Raw genomic sequence first — 13,795 nt, 5'->3', positions numbered from 1 at the left:
CACAAGCACAGAAGATCATCAAAAAATTGTGATGATTCTAATAAAATGATAGTCGATCAACCCAGTGTATTTAACTTACTGTTTTCTTGGCGGGGCACGATTTTACCGAAGGTCTTACCGCCTTTGGGCGTGGTGATGTTGATCTCCACCATTATTGGCGGTTTGTCTTATATTGGTTATTTTCATTTTCCAGAATTGCCTTTGGTTGGCTTTACTTTAATTGGGGTGGTGCTGTCGATTTTTTTGGGCTTTAAAAACTCTGCCTGTTATGACCGTTGGTGGGAGGCACGTAAACTTTGGGGCATGCTGATTGCCAACGCGCGCCACTTTGACCGCGACTGCCGTATACTTAGTCAAGCACGACGTGAACGCGTCATTCAGCACGTCATTGTATTTGCCAATGTCTTGCGCGACCGCCTGCGTCATCAAACTGCCAATCCAACCGAGTTAATTCAAACCAGTGGCATGAGTCAGCAAGCAATTACCCAACTTTATCAACAAGCCAATGCGCCGCAATACACGCTCAGTTTGATTCAATGGGAGTTAATGCAAGCACTTAAAGAGGGCGAAATTTCCGATATTATTTACACACAAATGAATCAACACGTCACAGAGCTGAGTTTGGTACTCACGGGTTGTGACCGTATTGCTACCACACCGCTCCCTTTTGCGTATTCAGTCCTACTTAACCGAACAGTGTACTTTTTCTGTTTTATGTTGCCCTTTAGTTTAGGGTCTACACTCGGATTGGCGACTCCGCTTTTGGTCGGTATTTTGGCTTATACTTTTTTAGGTCTGGATGCGCTCAGTTCTGAAATTGAAGAACCTTTTGGCACGCAAAGCAATGACTTACCTTTAGATGCCATGGTAAGAACCATTGAAATTGAATTATTGGGTACGTTGGGTAAACCAACGCCACCACCAATTCAGGCACAGGACAATAATTTGCTTTAGACCCTCTTCCCAACCTTCTCCCAGAGGGAGAAGGAGTTTTTATCCTTTCTAAATTTTAATAATGGATATCACATCTGCTTATATGAGAAGGTTGGGATGAGGGAGTTACTCAACAAAACTCTCCCAAATCCCAATTTGACCATCTTTCACCCGCGGAATATTGCCCAATTTAATCCACGGCATATTTTCACCATGAAAATCGCTGCCGACAGATACTTTTAGACCATGTTCAGCAATCATGCGATCCACCATTTGACGGGTCGATGCAGGGTCAATATTAGGCGGCAATTCCACTGCATCACCCCCATATTTGGCAAAAATTTCAATCAAATAACGAATATTGGTCGCAGATAAATCATAACGGGTTGGATGCGCCAACACGGCAAAACCCTGACTGTCATGAATTACCCGAATCGTATCTTCCAAACTCAAGCCATCAAATTTCACATAAGCCTTTTTGCCTTCTTTGATGTATTTATCAAATGCTTGCTGCACACGCGTTACAATGCCTTTTTCCTGTAAAGTTTTGGCAATGTGCGTACGGGTAATCCGATCTGCTACGCCTTCGACTTTAAGAAGTACATCATTATAAATATCTTGTCCAATCAGCGGAGTGAGTAAATCACAAATTTGTTTGGCACGTTCTGCACGAATTTGTTTTTGCTGTTCCAGCAGCGCCTGTAAAGGTGCAGGATTTTGCATGTTTAGCGCCACCACATGCACGCTATAGCTTTTTTTAGTGGCAGGACGTGACCATTGACTGGAAATTTCCACTCCCGAAATAATCTTTAAATCTTGCCCCTGAGCCGCTTGCTCTGCCAAAGCCAGCCCATCCATTGTGTCATGATCAGTCAATGCCAAGGTATGAATGCCCTGCTGAATTGCCGCAGACACCAATTCTCCAGGTGACAAAGTTCCATCAGAAATATTACTGTGTGTATGTAAATCTACGCCGTGCATCACTTATACTATGTCATTTATTTGATCAGATTTAGATACTCTAACATGAAAGCACTTTTAGACTTTGTGCCCCTCATTATTTTCTTTTATTTATACAAAACTGTAGATCCAAAAGACACTAATCATCAATTACTACAACTCATCGGCTCTGCAGGCGGTGTCGATAACAACCATATTTTGGTGGCCACCACAGGTCTGATCATCTCGATGTTAGTGGTGTACGGCGCATTGTTCATCATGCAAAAATTCCGTTTAGATAAACAACAGTGGATTGTGCTGTTTATGACCGTAATTTTTGGTGGCGTTACTTTAATGTTAAGCGATGACTTTTATATTCGCCTGAAAGCTGCCATTTTAAACATTGTATTTGCAGGTGCTTTTTTGCTATCACCATGGTTCAGCAAAGACCGTAAACCACTGATTCAACGCTTATTTGGGCCTGTGTTCAACTTGACCGAAGCTGGCTGGAAAAACCTGAATTATACTTGGGCAGCCATGTTTGCAGTCATGTCTTTCCTACACGTATTTTTTGCATTTTTATTTATGGACGGAAAATATTGGGGCGAATTCACTGCTTTTGGTGACATGATTGTGATGTTTTCCTTTATCATTGTGCAGTTTATTGTATTGCGCAAATACTTTAAAACATCTGAATAATTTCTGATCTGCGATATTCGAGAGTAACTATGCCTTTATTTGTTCTGAGTTGTACTGACCGTGAAGGTACACTGGAAAAACGTCTTGCGACCCGTCCTGCACATCTTGCACGTTTGCAACAACTCGATGCCGAAGGTCGCTTAATTGTGGCGGGGGCAATGCCAAAAGACCCAAGCAATCCACAAGCAGGCTTTTATGGCAGCACCATGATTGTCGATTTTGACAGTCGTGAAGCACTCGATGCTTGGCTACAAGATGAACCTTTCTTAAAAGAAGGCGTATATAGCCACATTGACGTTAAGCCATTCAATAAAGCATTCCCTCAAGGATAAGCGCTATGCGTTTCGTTGTTGCCAGTGTTGTTGCTGTTCTGCTCAGTTCACCTGTATATGCAGTTGAGCCAGCCACAACCACACCTACTGCACCTGCTCCTGCTGCTGTGACCAACACGGCAGCTGTAGCAACAGCCAATGGGGTTACTCCTGCACAAGATAAGCCCCTGACTGCAGAACAAATTGCCAAAAATAAAGCCCTTCAGGAAGCTAAAACCAAAGCCTTGATTAAAGATCAGAGCACACGTTTGCAACAACTTGAACAGGCAAACCTCGATGCTTTGGCACAGAATCAGGAACTGCAACTTAAAAACGATAATTTAGGCGTGCAAGTTCAAGTACTGCAAAGTGAACGCAGTGCGCAAATGTTTTTATACGGTGCTGCAACACTCGCGGTTGGCGTATTGCTCGGCTTCTTAATTGCTAGCTATGTCTATACCAAACGTCGCCGCCAATGGTAAGGTGAGCATTCACCTCTTGATTTAAGGTACTCTGGTTTTGTTTCAGCCTATTCAAACTGCCGAGCTGGATTGGCAACTGGTCGATGGTATTGATGTGCCCATTTCCAAACAATTTGGCGATGTGTATTTCTCTAAAGACAACGGTTTATTAGAAACACGGCATGTGTTTTTACAGGGCAATGACTTACCCATCCGTTTAGCAGCGCTGAATGATTTTGAATATTTTTGTGTAGGCGAAACAGGCTTTGGTACAGGCTTAAATATTTTAGCGCTCTGGCAATTATGGCAACAGGTACGTCCCAATAATCGCAGCCATTTACACGCAATTTCTGTCGAAAAATTTCCACTTTGCAAAGCCGATCTTATACGTGCCTTAGCGGCTTGGCCCGAACTCAGTCATCTGTCTGAACAGCTGATTCAGCAATACCCTGCCGCTATTGCAGGCTGTCATCGTTTAAACTTTCCAGATGAACGCTTTAGCCTAGATTTATGGCTAGGCGATGCTCAGGAAGTTTTTCCTGTCATTGCTAAAACTGCTCCTGTCAATGCGTGGTTTTTAGATGGCTTTGCACCCGCCTGTAACCCCGATATGTGGCAGGAAACCGTGCTCAACCCGATTGTAGCACTGTCCGATTATGGCACGACTTTTGCCTCATTTAGTGTGGCAGGCGTACTCAAACGTGGCTTAAAACAACACGGTATTCACATCACCCGCCCACGCGGTTTTGGGCATAAACGGGAAATGCTGAAAGCCATCTGGCAAGCGCCTGAAATAGAGCCAATATCCGATCAGAACGAAACTCAAATTACAACAAATACCACAACAAGCAACCAACAGCGCCATATTGCGATCATAGGCGCAGGAATTGCGGGTTTAAGCTGTGCGTGGGCATTTTCCCAACGAGGGCATCAAGTCACGCTCTATGACCAAACAGCGCCACTTGCAGGCGGTTCTGGCAATCCTTTGGCACTCTTAAACCCAAAACTTTGCCCAATTCATCAAAGTGCTGATCATTTAATGACTTTGGCATGGCAACATGCTTTAAATCACTATGCCGCATTCAAAGCATTTCGTCCGTTGCAGATTCATCAACTGGCACTTAAACATGCCGATGAATTGCTGGATTTAGCCACACAATACCCAAAAGGTATTTTAGCAGCACAGAGTGCAACCGAACTTACGCCACAAAGCGACTTTGCCAGTTTAAACTTATTGCAAGCAGGAGCAGTTTCTCCACATCAACTGCGTGATGAAATTCTTGCGCATCCGCACATTCAGTTTCAGCAAGCTCAAATTAAACAAATCACCACGACAGCACAGCAACTGATCTTACACAGCGTAGATACTGAACTTGGAGTGTTTGATCATGTCATCGTCTGTGCAGCGCTGCAAAGCGGTGCTTTTTTTGAGCATTACCCTGTGCTTAAACCCATTCGTGGGCAAGTTAGCTGGGTAAATAATACAGATCAGGCTTTGCCATTATCACAAGCCTATAGCTATGGCGGCTATTGCATGCAGCTCAATGCCGATCAACTGATTTTAGGTGCATCGTTTTATCCAAATCGGGAAGATTGTGACGTCTTGGCAGAAGACCATGTGCATAACTACGAACTTATCCACAGTGTCTTTCCTGCGTATGCCGAAAACTTAGCACCCGTAGATACTTGGCAAGGTCGCGCTTCGCTACGCGCCCAAAGTCAGGATTATTTTCCCCTACTTGGCAAAATGCGTGATGATCAGGAAATTTACAGCTTTGCAGGACTCGGTTCTAAAGGCTTTTTATTTGCCCCGTTGTGCAGTGAAATACTGGCGGCACAAGTTTTAGCAGAAGCCTGCGCTGTACCTAAAAACTTAGTACAAAAACTGGCAGCTACACGTTTTCAGAAAAAGGTGAAAACCAAGAAGCCTTATTTTAAAGCTCCTCCACCTTCAAGCTAACGCTCGCTTAGAGAAAATAGAAATAAAACGATACCCAACAAAAAAGCGCCTTACGGCGCTTTCTTCATATTGATGATACTTAGTGACCTTGTTCCAAAGGCATGCCTGCGTCGCGCGCAGCACGTGTACCACCCATTAAAACCACATATTCACGTGAGCTGTCCAAACCTTCTAGTTTTTCCGCTGCACGTGGGGCTTTACTTCCGCCACCACATAAAATGTAAATGGGTTGATCCGCCGACACCTGAGTAAGACTCTCTGCTGATAGATCGTTAATTGGCTGATTCACAGCACCTTTAACATGAGCTTCTGCATAAGCACTTGCATCACGTACATCCCAGATAATCGCGTCAGCTGGGAACTCAAATGTTGTAATTTCTTGTTTACGGATCATTGCGCACTCCTTTGATGTAAAACAACACTTGGCAAATGAAGAAAACATCCCTAGCATCTCAGATATTGTTTCCATTTGCAAAGGTCTTCATTATGCCTTCTTTCGATATTGTTTCTGAATTAGAACTTTTTGAAGTGAATCATGCGGTTCAAAACACACAAAAAGAAATCGGTACTCGTTTCGATTTTCGTGGTCAGGATGTTTCTATCGACCTCAATGAAAAAAACAAAGAGATTAAAATCTCCACTGAAAGTGATTTCCAATGTGAGCAAGTGTATACCATGCTCGAAAATCACTTCTATAAGCGTAAAGTCGACATTCAGGCGCTTGACCCACAAAAAATGACCGCATCAGGTAAAAATGTGATTCAAGTGATCAAACTTAAAGATGGTCTTGACTCAGATACCGCAAAAAAAATTAACAAAGCCATTAAAGACAGTGGCATTAAAGTGCAATCTTCTATTCAGGGTGACAAAATTCGTGTGACCGACAAGAAACGCGACACATTGCAACAAGTAATGGCGTTCTTGAAAGAGCAACAATTTGGTCTGCCACTGCAATTTAACAACTTTAAAGATTAATTTGGGGATGTCATGACACCAACCAATCGCTTAAACAAACTGGTCAAAGCAACATCAAAATTGCCGAAAGGCATTCAAAGCCGCCTTTTGAGTCAAGCCTTTGGTCGTGTCGTGCCGATGGTGGGCACTGCGAAAATTCGCTATCAAGAAGTAACCCCATCGCAAGTGGTGGTCAGTCTTGCCAATCATAAAGCCATGCAAAACCATATTGGACAGGTACATGCCTGTGCTATGGCGCTGCTTGCCGAAACTGCTACAGGTTTTGTGACTGCTATGAATGTACCTGATAGTGCCATTGTGCTGATTAAAAGCCTGAAAGTGGACTTTAAACGTCCAACTCAAGGTGCAATGACAGCCATTGCCACACTCAGCCCAGAACAGCAACAACTCATGCACAGCACCGACAAAGGCGAAACACTGGTCAATGTCAGTGTGATTGATGAATCAGGCGAAGCCCCGATTCAGTGTGAAATGTTGTGGGCATGGGTGTCAAAATCACATTTAAAGCAGAAATAAGCCTAATACTTGTTTCTTCTCCAATAAAAAAATCCCAGCTACTGTGCTGGGATTTTTTCATTACGATGTTTGATTAGCTTGATAATTATGATGCTTGACTAGCCTGAGCTTCTAAAAACTTCTGTTTGGCTTCTTCAGGAATCTGACGTTTTGAGCCTTTGACATCAACCGCAACAAAGGTAAATACGCCTTCGGTGACACGCACGGCTTCACGTGAATCGTCATGGCTATCCCACACTTCAATTTGCATTTGAATTGAAGTATTGCCCACTTTCAAAATTTTGGTATAGCAACTGATCACATCGCCTACTTTCACAGGCACTAAAAAAGTCATCTGGTTAATGGAAATCGTGGCACAGCGCCCTTTACTAAAGCGCTCGGCATGAATCGCACCAGCCAAATCCATCTGTGAAACGATCCAGCCTCCAAAGACATCTCCACTCCAGTTGGTATCTGCTGGCATGGCAATTGTTTGTAGGGAAAGCACTCCCTCTGGTTTTGCATGAGAATCTGACACGTTCACTCCGGACATTTGCATTAAATTAGCACGAACAGTGCATTAAGACTGGGCGTTGAGTTGCTGATCCAACCACTGTTGTAATTCAGTCGCTCGTAGCGCGCCGCTTATTCTAGCAATTTCATTGCTTTTATTCATCAATACCAGTGTTGGAATACTGCGCACATGGAATGCACTGCTTAAGCGTGGATTGGCCTCGGTATCAATTTTGGCAAACACCACCTGCGGATTTTGCTTGGCAACTGTTGCAAAATGTGGTGCCATCATCTTGCAAGGACCACACCAGTCCGCCCAAAGATCAATCAGAATAGGTAAATCGCTATTTTGGATAAAATTACTGAAATTTTGCTCATTCAATTCAATGGGTGCAAGCGGAATCAGCGCTTGATGACACTGCCCACATGCAGGATTGGCAGATAATTTATCTTCAGGTACACGGTTTTTTGCACCACATCCAGGGCATACAATAATCATTTACTGAACTCCAAACAGTTGCTGTAAAAACTCTAATTGGGTCTGAATGGCTTTTTTAAACCATTCACCATGATAAATATCAAAATGTTGCATATCCCACTCTTCATATTGCACATAAGGCGCAATATTGGTGGCCGTTTCACGGCTCGATTCAATTGGAATCAGGCTGTCACGCTGTGCAGCAATAAATAACACAGGGATGTTGATTTGCCGCACTTCTTGAATGGGGCGATAACGAATCAAATTAAAAAACACCCGAGCAGGAATTTCCCCACTCCAGTAATGGTCGGGGTTCACAATTGACATATAACCTGCATAACTGTCTGCAGTCGGTAAAAAACATAGTTCTTTTTGCGCCACCACTGCAAGCGTTTTGGGTGACATCCCCACCTTTGCTCCCATATAGTCCTGACTGGAAATTTTTAGGGCTTTCGGAAGTTGCTGCAAAGGATATAACTTGGCACTTTCCGCACCATCTACAAAAGGCACTTGTACCATGACCGCGGCAATATTGTGTAAGCGTGAGGCCAAACTCAGCACATATCCGCCACTCAGTGAAGTTCCCCACAGAATCATACGTTTGGCATCAATCGACTTACGTTCTGCAAGGTGTGAAATCATGCTGCGCCAGTCATCTAACTGCGCCTCTATGGATACCAATTCACGTGGACGCCCTGTACTTCCTCCCCAATAGCGATAATCGAATAGCACCACGGCATAGCCTGCCTGAGCAAAGTGTTGTGCATATTGCACCAATTTAAAATGACGCAAGGCTGCCAGACCATGCGCCATCAGAATCACCGCGGGTTTTTCTATAGATTTAGGGCGATAAAAGTCTGCAGCAATCACCTCGTGATCACTTTTGACATATAAAGGCTCAACCATATAGGAATGCATAAGCGCTCCATTGCGTTATTTTATCGTTATCGTCGTTATAAATATTTCAGAACATTCTGCTCTTGAATCTGCTTAATGCTATCATAAAGCATATTGTCATGAATAAAATGATGGAGTATTCCCATGTCTGAACAAGTCGGTTTTGCGGGTCAAATTGGTCCTGAACATGTGAGCCAAGTTGTAGAGAAAGGCTTTAAGTCAATTATTAATAACCGCCCAGATATGGAAGGTGGTGCCGAGCAACCAAGCAGTGCGCAAATTGAAGAAGCTGCACGTGCAGCAGGCTTAGATTATGTCTTTCAACCTGTGGTGTCTGGTCAAATTACTGAAGTCGATGTGCGTACTTTTGCCAATCACTATAACGAATTGCCAAAACCTGTGTTGATGTTCTGCCGCACGGGTAACCGCTCAAACAACTTATTCCAGTTGGCAAAACAAATGGATTTGTTGGATGACTAAACCCATCCTCAAGTATGTATTTTGCTGTATTCTGATCTGTAGCAGTATCCCGCTGAGTCACGCTCAAAACGATGTTCAGACTTTAAATACCAAAGTCAGTGTTGCAGGTCAGATGAATGCTGCCAAATTTTCACAGTTGATGCGGCAAGGTTTTAAATCTGTGATTGTGAACCGCCCTGATCAAGAGATGGGTAATGCAGTCAAGGTGAGTGAATTACGCAATATCGCGGAAAAATCCCAGATCAGTGTGATTTATCAACCTGTCAACAGCGGTAAAATTTCTCAAACAGACATTCTTGAATTCGCTAAATATTATAATGAGCTTCCAAAACCCATTCTGATGATTTGTCGTAGTGGCTCTCGTTCTAGTGCGTTATTTCATCAGGCAAAATTTCAAGGTTTGTTGCATGAATAAAGTTTTATTGGTGGTGATATGTGTCTTGGCTCTGAGTGCTTGTAGTTCTATGCAAGTGCGCCCGACGGTGGGTGTGAGTGTGGGGACGAGTTTGTAAATATAAAAAACCAACTCAATATTTTGAGTTGGTTTTTAGTTTATAACTGATTATTTAAGTTCTAACCAACTTGTCTGGGTTTTACCATTAGGAACACTCGTAATAACCTTAATGTCATCACCCTGTGCACAGCCTTTCAAACGAACTGTGTACTGTACGACAGGTGCAATATTTGCAAATGTAGTTGGTGTCAATAAAGCCATAGTATTTGGAACAGTCTCATCTCCATTAATTACCTCAGCCTCACAAGTCTGATTTTTATAATTAAATTGTGGTGTACCTGTAATAGCTGCATCCAATGGCACAGAGGTTCCTGTTCCACTTCCAGAAATTACAATTGCGTAATCTTTATCTGCTAATGTGATATTCAAAGTACTATATGGTTCAGCTCCAGTTACACTTAAAACCTTTTTAGTTGAATCAGATGGCACTGCAATCAATTTAACGCTAGGTTCAAATGTTGTATTATCTTTAACTGAAACTCCAACAGTTGTACTAGAAGGCATTGGAACAGTTTTCAGACTATTACCATATACATTAAAACTAAAAGTGCCAGTCCCTTTTGAAATTTTTCCATTCGATTCAAACCCACTCTTCCAAACAAACGTTGGAGTATCATGAGCAAACGCAAAAACTAATTGTTGACGTAAAACTGCACTTAAACCACTGTCACAAGTATTAGGAATATTCGGCTGCTCAAAACTAGAAAGTGCGCATTTTAAACCAGCATTCGCTTTACTATAAATAAATTCACCTAGATTATGGAGATTATCTTCATTATCATCACGGAAAAAAGCACCAATGTTATGAGTTAAAGTATCCCCTTTTGTAAACGAATTACTACCGTCTAAATCATTGTAGGCTTTATCTCCCTCTACAAAAGCTAAAACAGTAACACGGTTATTTACAGGACGGGGATTTTGTGTCGTCAAAGTTACGCTACATGAACCAGCTTTATTGGTTGCACAAGATGAATCTACTTTGCCACCTTCCGCAACAAAACTAATTACTGTCCCTTCAGGTACATCATTCCCAACTCGATCTGTTAAACGTGCGGTAATTGTAGAAGTATCTCCATCAATATCCGTTCTTAAAGATTGTTTAGAAACAGATAAACTAACACCATTTTGAGTGACCCTACCTGTTGAAACTTTTACATTTTTAGATAAAGCATAGACTTTCGGATCTGACGCAAGTGCTGCTTTAATTTCCACTGGTCCAGGAATATCACCAGGGTATAAGTTTACAATAATTTTTCCATTAGAATCACTTTTTATTAATTTCTCAAGTTTATTATTATCTAATGAAATAAAATTTAAATCTGGGGGAGCTTCTGTTAATTGAACCAACACCTCTTGATTAGGAGCAGGGCGTCCATTTGCGAAAAGGGTAAACTCAACCTGCCCAGAGGCAGCCGAACCACTACCTGCAATACCAAGATCAACAGCAGAAGTTGTCGTATAAACTAAAGAGTCTGCTGCAATTGGTGCGACTTTAACTGTAACCTGTGGTGTCGATTGACTATTTGAGCTCTTTGCATAAATAATAGGCTGCCCTTGACACAGCTCACCAGTCACAGAAATAGCTTTATAAGTAGTTGTAATATCACCCTGATTAAGTGAAGTAACTGATGCTGGCGTAAATGTACCACATGTAGCTGTAAAGTTTACAACTACATTATTTTGAAAATTACCGCTGTCTGTTTGTGTTTTTAATGTAATATTTGTTGAGCCACCAACTTCTAATTGATCCGTCGAAGGAACCATATTCGCTAAAACAACATTAAGTGGTTGTAAAGTAAAAGCTAAATCCTTAGTAGTAATAGTTTTATCACCATATTCCACACTAGCTGAGACTTTATAAACACCAGTTAAGCTAGGATTACTTGGTACAAGTGAAATTGATGCATCACCTGCCGCATCAGTTAGTACTGCACCATTTGAACTCCCTAAAATAACATCACCAGTTGTGGTAAATGTAACAACTGCACCACTGATACCTTGTCCTGATTGATCTGTTACTTTTACAGTGGCCTTTGCACCATCAATGTTAATAACCTGAGTTTGTACACCATTAACATCTGTCAGAGTAATAGCACTAGCATTAACATTTTGAACTGTTTCACCAGTACTAGGATTGGTCGTATTATTTCCTGGATTAGAATCCGTAGCTTTATTATCATAATAACCACCGCCACCACAGCCAGCCAATAAAACTGCTAGAGCCACAGCCGAAAACTTAAAACTAATTTCTTTCTTTTTCATTGAGTTAATCCCCAAATCCCTCTAAAACTATGAGTTAATCAAACATATAATTAATATTGTCAGATATGTAACCATAGTTACTGCTTTATGTAAATAAAAGCATGATAAATGTTTTGCTTGTGTTAGCCTAAATTTATTTATTACATGAAGTAGCTCACAAATGTACGACCTCATTATCATTGGTGCAGGCACCGCAGGCATTAGCGCCTATAAAGAAGCGATTAAATACACCCAAAATCTACTCATCATCAATCACGGCCCATGGGATACCACCTGTGCCCGCGTTGGTTGTATGCCCAGCAAAGTTCTCATCTCTAGTGCCAATCGCATGCACGACTTTCAGCATGCACAAGAAGTTGCACTCACGGTAGATGCAAAAATTGATACATCCCAAATCATGACGCACGTACGTCAATTACGTGATCGTTTTACCCGTGCCACACAAAAAGATGTAGATCGTTGGGAAGCATCCCATAAAGTTTCAGGCTTTGCGACTTTTATTGATGCCCATACAATTCAAGTGAATGGACAGCAATATCAGGCAAAAGCTTTTATTGTTGCAGTCGGTTCTACTCCTGCTTATGACCAAGCCTGGAAAGAAAACTTAGGCGAACGCTTAATCACATCAGATCAAATTTTTGAATTAGAGCACTTACCGCAATCTTTGACCGTCATTGGCAGTGGTGTAATTGCAATCGAATTAGCTCAAGCTATGCAACGCTTAGGGGTAGAGACCACTATTTTTGCACGTAGTCGTAAAGTTGGTTCACTCAGCAGCCCAGAACTACAAACCATTGCACAAGATACACTCAGTCGAGAATTGAATATCAAATTTGAAACCTTGCCTACACAACTACAAAAAACAGAACAAGGCGTGAAAATTGAATATCAAGAAAATGGACAAATACAAAGCTTAACTGCCGATTATGTATTGGTTGCTACGGGTAGACGCAGCTATTTAGATCAGCTTCATCTTGAAAATATTGATACAAGTTTCAACAACATCAAACAACTCCCAATTGATCCTCATACCAAACAACTCGGACAGCATGCTATTTTTATTGTGGGTGATGCACACACGAATACTCCCATTCAACATGAAGCAGCACATGAAGGGCGTGCAGCCGTGCATAATTGTTTAAGCTTTCCAAACATTGAAAATATTAAAACATTAACACCCATGGGTATTGTGTTTAGCTCACCTGAAATGGCATCTGTAGGACAAAACTATAAACAACTGAAAGATCAAAATATTGCATTTACAACAGGCTTTGTTTCTTATGAAAAACAAGGTCGCGCCTTGGTGCTAGGAAAAAATAAAGGTGCTATTGAAGTTTATATTGATAATAAAAGTCAAAAGTTATTAGGTGCTGAATTATTTGTGGATGCTGCTGAGCACATGGCGCACTTATTGGCTTGGATGATTGATGAAGAACTCACACTTGAGGATATTTTAGATAAACCGTTCTACCATCCAACACTAGAAGAAGGTTTAAGAACAGCATTTAAACATGCACGTCGACAACTACGTGAAGTCTAATCAAATTTGGAAAATATGCTTACTATTTAAAACCATCCTCAGATGGTTTTATTTTGCCTTCACTTTTTATAGTTTTTAATATTTTCTTTTCTACATAAAAAAACACCCTCAACGCTAGTTGAGGGTGTTTAGAATAATGAGCTGGCGATGACTTACTCTCACATGGGTAACCCCACACTACCATCAGCGCGAAGAGGTTTCACTTCTGAGTTCGGGAAGGGATCAGGTGGTTCACTCTTGCTATGGTCGCCAGCACAACTGTTTACGGAGACTTGCATTGGTCTTACTCACGATGGTGATGCACTGCGTTTTCCGAATCTGTAACAGATTGGGCTGTA

At 41.8% G+C, this 13,795-nt stretch carries 16 protein-coding genes and 1 rRNA gene; 10 read left to right on the top strand and 7 right to left on the bottom strand.

What is annotated here, in order from left to right; genetic code table 11:
- Positions 1–45: 45 nt before the first annotated feature.
- Positions 46–954 carry a bestrophin family protein gene (locus E0H79_RS13795; protein WP_004976242.1) on the top strand — a complete coding sequence of 303 codons (909 nt, stop codon included), beginning with the start codon at positions 46–48 and terminating at the stop codon, positions 952–954.
- A 105-nt stretch (positions 955–1,059) separates the two neighbouring features.
- On the opposite strand, the gene E0H79_RS13790 is transcribed toward E0H79_RS13795, so the two are convergent.
- On the bottom strand, positions 1,060–1,914 hold the full coding sequence (locus E0H79_RS13790; protein WP_131261955.1) for a PHP domain-containing protein: 855 nt from the start codon (positions 1,912–1,914) through the stop codon (positions 1,060–1,062).
- Positions 1,915–1,959: 45 nt separating this feature from the next.
- Here E0H79_RS13790 and E0H79_RS13785 point away from each other — a divergent pair, with 45 nt between their 5' ends.
- Genes E0H79_RS13785 through mnmC form a run of 4 tightly spaced genes read left to right on the top strand, consistent with a single transcriptional unit; the run spans position 1,960 to position 5,303 of the window.
- Entirely contained in the window at positions 1,960–2,571 is a 612-nt protein-coding gene (locus tag E0H79_RS13785) for a septation protein IspZ (protein ID WP_004976239.1), read from the top strand.
- A 29-nt stretch (positions 2,572–2,600) separates the two neighbouring features.
- Complete coding sequence (locus tag E0H79_RS13780) at positions 2,601–2,903, top strand: YciI family protein (protein WP_004976238.1); 303 nt, start codon at positions 2,601–2,603, stop codon at positions 2,901–2,903.
- Between the two features lie 5 nt (positions 2,904–2,908).
- The gene (locus E0H79_RS13775; protein ID WP_004976237.1) at positions 2,909–3,364 is read left to right on the top strand and encodes a hypothetical protein; all 456 of its coding nucleotides are present in this window, start codon (positions 2,909–2,911) and stop codon (positions 3,362–3,364) included.
- A gap of 37 nt (positions 3,365–3,401) precedes the next feature.
- Positions 3,402–5,303 (top strand): FAD-dependent 5-carboxymethylaminomethyl-2-thiouridine(34) oxidoreductase MnmC, encoded by a 1,902-nt coding sequence (mnmC, locus tag E0H79_RS13770; RefSeq protein WP_131261954.1) that lies wholly within the window; start codon positions 3,402–3,404, stop codon positions 5,301–5,303.
- 79 nt (positions 5,304–5,382) lie between these two features.
- On the opposite strand, the gene E0H79_RS13765 is transcribed toward mnmC, so the two are convergent.
- Positions 5,383–5,697 (bottom strand): rhodanese-like domain-containing protein, encoded by a 315-nt coding sequence (locus E0H79_RS13765; RefSeq protein WP_004976235.1) that lies wholly within the window; start codon positions 5,695–5,697, stop codon positions 5,383–5,385.
- A gap of 92 nt (positions 5,698–5,789) precedes the next feature.
- On the opposite strand from E0H79_RS13765, the gene E0H79_RS13760 reads away from it, so the two are divergent.
- Both E0H79_RS13760 and E0H79_RS13755 read left to right on the top strand, forming a co-directional pair.
- Positions 5,790–6,278, top strand: coding sequence for a YajQ family cyclic di-GMP-binding protein (locus E0H79_RS13760; RefSeq protein ID WP_004976234.1), 489 nt, complete (start codon positions 5,790–5,792; stop codon positions 6,276–6,278).
- Between the two features lie 12 nt (positions 6,279–6,290).
- A complete protein-coding gene (locus E0H79_RS13755; protein ID WP_096902415.1) occupies positions 6,291–6,794 on the top strand; it encodes a DUF4442 domain-containing protein in 504 nt (167 codons plus the stop codon).
- A gap of 85 nt (positions 6,795–6,879) precedes the next feature.
- Here E0H79_RS13755 and E0H79_RS13750 read toward each other — a convergent pair whose 3' ends face one another.
- From E0H79_RS13750 to E0H79_RS13740, 3 genes are read right to left on the bottom strand one after another with little or no spacing between them, the layout of a single operon-like run.
- The gene (locus E0H79_RS13750; protein ID WP_218618957.1) at positions 6,880–7,326 is read right to left on the bottom strand and encodes an acyl-CoA thioesterase; all 447 of its coding nucleotides are present in this window, start codon (positions 7,324–7,326) and stop codon (positions 6,880–6,882) included.
- Between the two features lie 27 nt (positions 7,327–7,353).
- Positions 7,354–7,785: a thioredoxin TrxC gene (trxC, locus tag E0H79_RS13745; protein ID WP_070153832.1), complete on the bottom strand. Its 432-nt coding sequence runs from the start codon at positions 7,783–7,785 to the stop codon at positions 7,354–7,356.
- Positions 7,786–8,682: an alpha/beta hydrolase gene (locus E0H79_RS13740; protein WP_131261953.1), complete on the bottom strand. Its 897-nt coding sequence runs from the start codon at positions 8,680–8,682 to the stop codon at positions 7,786–7,788.
- A 123-nt stretch (positions 8,683–8,805) separates the two neighbouring features.
- Between E0H79_RS13740 and E0H79_RS13735 the strand changes: the two genes are divergently transcribed.
- Together E0H79_RS13735 and E0H79_RS13730 are read left to right on the top strand one after the other, a co-directional pair.
- Complete coding sequence (locus E0H79_RS13735; RefSeq protein WP_131261952.1) at positions 8,806–9,141, top strand: TIGR01244 family sulfur transferase; 336 nt, start codon at positions 8,806–8,808, stop codon at positions 9,139–9,141.
- Positions 9,134–9,556, top strand: coding sequence for a beta-lactamase hydrolase domain-containing protein (locus E0H79_RS13730; RefSeq protein WP_131261951.1), 423 nt, complete (start codon positions 9,134–9,136; stop codon positions 9,554–9,556). The genes E0H79_RS13735 and E0H79_RS13730 overlap by 8 nt, the downstream gene beginning before the upstream one ends.
- Before the next feature lie 147 nt (positions 9,557–9,703).
- Here the strand turns inward: E0H79_RS13730 and E0H79_RS13725 are convergent, their stop codons facing one another.
- A complete protein-coding gene (locus tag E0H79_RS13725; RefSeq protein ID WP_131261950.1) occupies positions 9,704–11,917 on the bottom strand; it encodes a hypothetical protein in 2,214 nt (737 codons plus the stop codon).
- Between the two features lie 160 nt (positions 11,918–12,077).
- On the opposite strand from E0H79_RS13725, the gene E0H79_RS13720 reads away from it, so the two are divergent.
- Complete coding sequence (locus E0H79_RS13720) at positions 12,078–13,457, top strand: dihydrolipoyl dehydrogenase (RefSeq protein ID WP_131261949.1); 1,380 nt, start codon at positions 12,078–12,080, stop codon at positions 13,455–13,457.
- Positions 13,458–13,596: 139 nt separating this feature from the next.
- On the opposite strand, the gene rrf is transcribed toward E0H79_RS13720, so the two are convergent.
- Positions 13,597–13,711: ribosomal RNA gene (gene rrf / locus E0H79_RS13715) — 5S ribosomal RNA — on the bottom strand.
- Positions 13,712–13,795: the final 84 nt, after the last annotated feature.

Source organism: Acinetobacter sp. ANC 5045 (assembly GCF_004331005.1).
GTDB classification, from domain to species: domain Bacteria; phylum Pseudomonadota; class Gammaproteobacteria; order Pseudomonadales; family Moraxellaceae; genus Acinetobacter; species Acinetobacter towneri.
Note: the sequence above shows the minus strand (reverse complement) of the source record. Positions and strands in the feature narration are given on the sequence as shown.

Excerpts from the sequence above, each read along its gene's own strand:
- E0H79_RS13795 (WP_004976242.1), top strand. The coding sequence starts at position 46 with ATGATAGTCGATCAACCCAGTGTATTTAACTTACTGTTTTCTTGGCGG.
- E0H79_RS13790 (WP_131261955.1), bottom strand. The coding sequence starts at position 1,914 with ATGCACGGCGTAGATTTACATACACACAGTAATATTTCTGATGGAACT.
- E0H79_RS13785 (WP_004976239.1), top strand. The coding sequence starts at position 1,960 with ATGAAAGCACTTTTAGACTTTGTGCCCCTCATTATTTTCTTTTATTTA.
- E0H79_RS13780 (WP_004976238.1), top strand. The coding sequence starts at position 2,601 with ATGCCTTTATTTGTTCTGAGTTGTACTGACCGTGAAGGTACACTGGAA.
- E0H79_RS13775 (WP_004976237.1), top strand. The coding sequence starts at position 2,909 with ATGCGTTTCGTTGTTGCCAGTGTTGTTGCTGTTCTGCTCAGTTCACCT.
- E0H79_RS13765 (WP_004976235.1), bottom strand. The coding sequence starts at position 5,697 with ATGATCCGTAAACAAGAAATTACAACATTTGAGTTCCCAGCTGACGCG.
- E0H79_RS13760 (WP_004976234.1), top strand. The coding sequence starts at position 5,790 with ATGCCTTCTTTCGATATTGTTTCTGAATTAGAACTTTTTGAAGTGAAT.
- E0H79_RS13755 (WP_096902415.1), top strand. The coding sequence starts at position 6,291 with ATGACACCAACCAATCGCTTAAACAAACTGGTCAAAGCAACATCAAAA.
- E0H79_RS13750 (WP_218618957.1), bottom strand. The coding sequence starts at position 7,326 with ATGTCCGGAGTGAACGTGTCAGATTCTCATGCAAAACCAGAGGGAGTG.
- trxC (WP_070153832.1), bottom strand. The coding sequence starts at position 7,785 with ATGATTATTGTATGCCCTGGATGTGGTGCAAAAAACCGTGTACCTGAA.
- E0H79_RS13740 (WP_131261953.1), bottom strand. The coding sequence starts at position 8,682 with ATGCATTCCTATATGGTTGAGCCTTTATATGTCAAAAGTGATCACGAG.
- E0H79_RS13735 (WP_131261952.1), top strand. The coding sequence starts at position 8,806 with ATGTCTGAACAAGTCGGTTTTGCGGGTCAAATTGGTCCTGAACATGTG.
- E0H79_RS13730 (WP_131261951.1), top strand. The coding sequence starts at position 9,134 with ATGACTAAACCCATCCTCAAGTATGTATTTTGCTGTATTCTGATCTGT.
- E0H79_RS13725 (WP_131261950.1), bottom strand. The coding sequence starts at position 11,917 with ATGAAAAAGAAAGAAATTAGTTTTAAGTTTTCGGCTGTGGCTCTAGCA.
- E0H79_RS13720 (WP_131261949.1), top strand. The coding sequence starts at position 12,078 with ATGTACGACCTCATTATCATTGGTGCAGGCACCGCAGGCATTAGCGCC.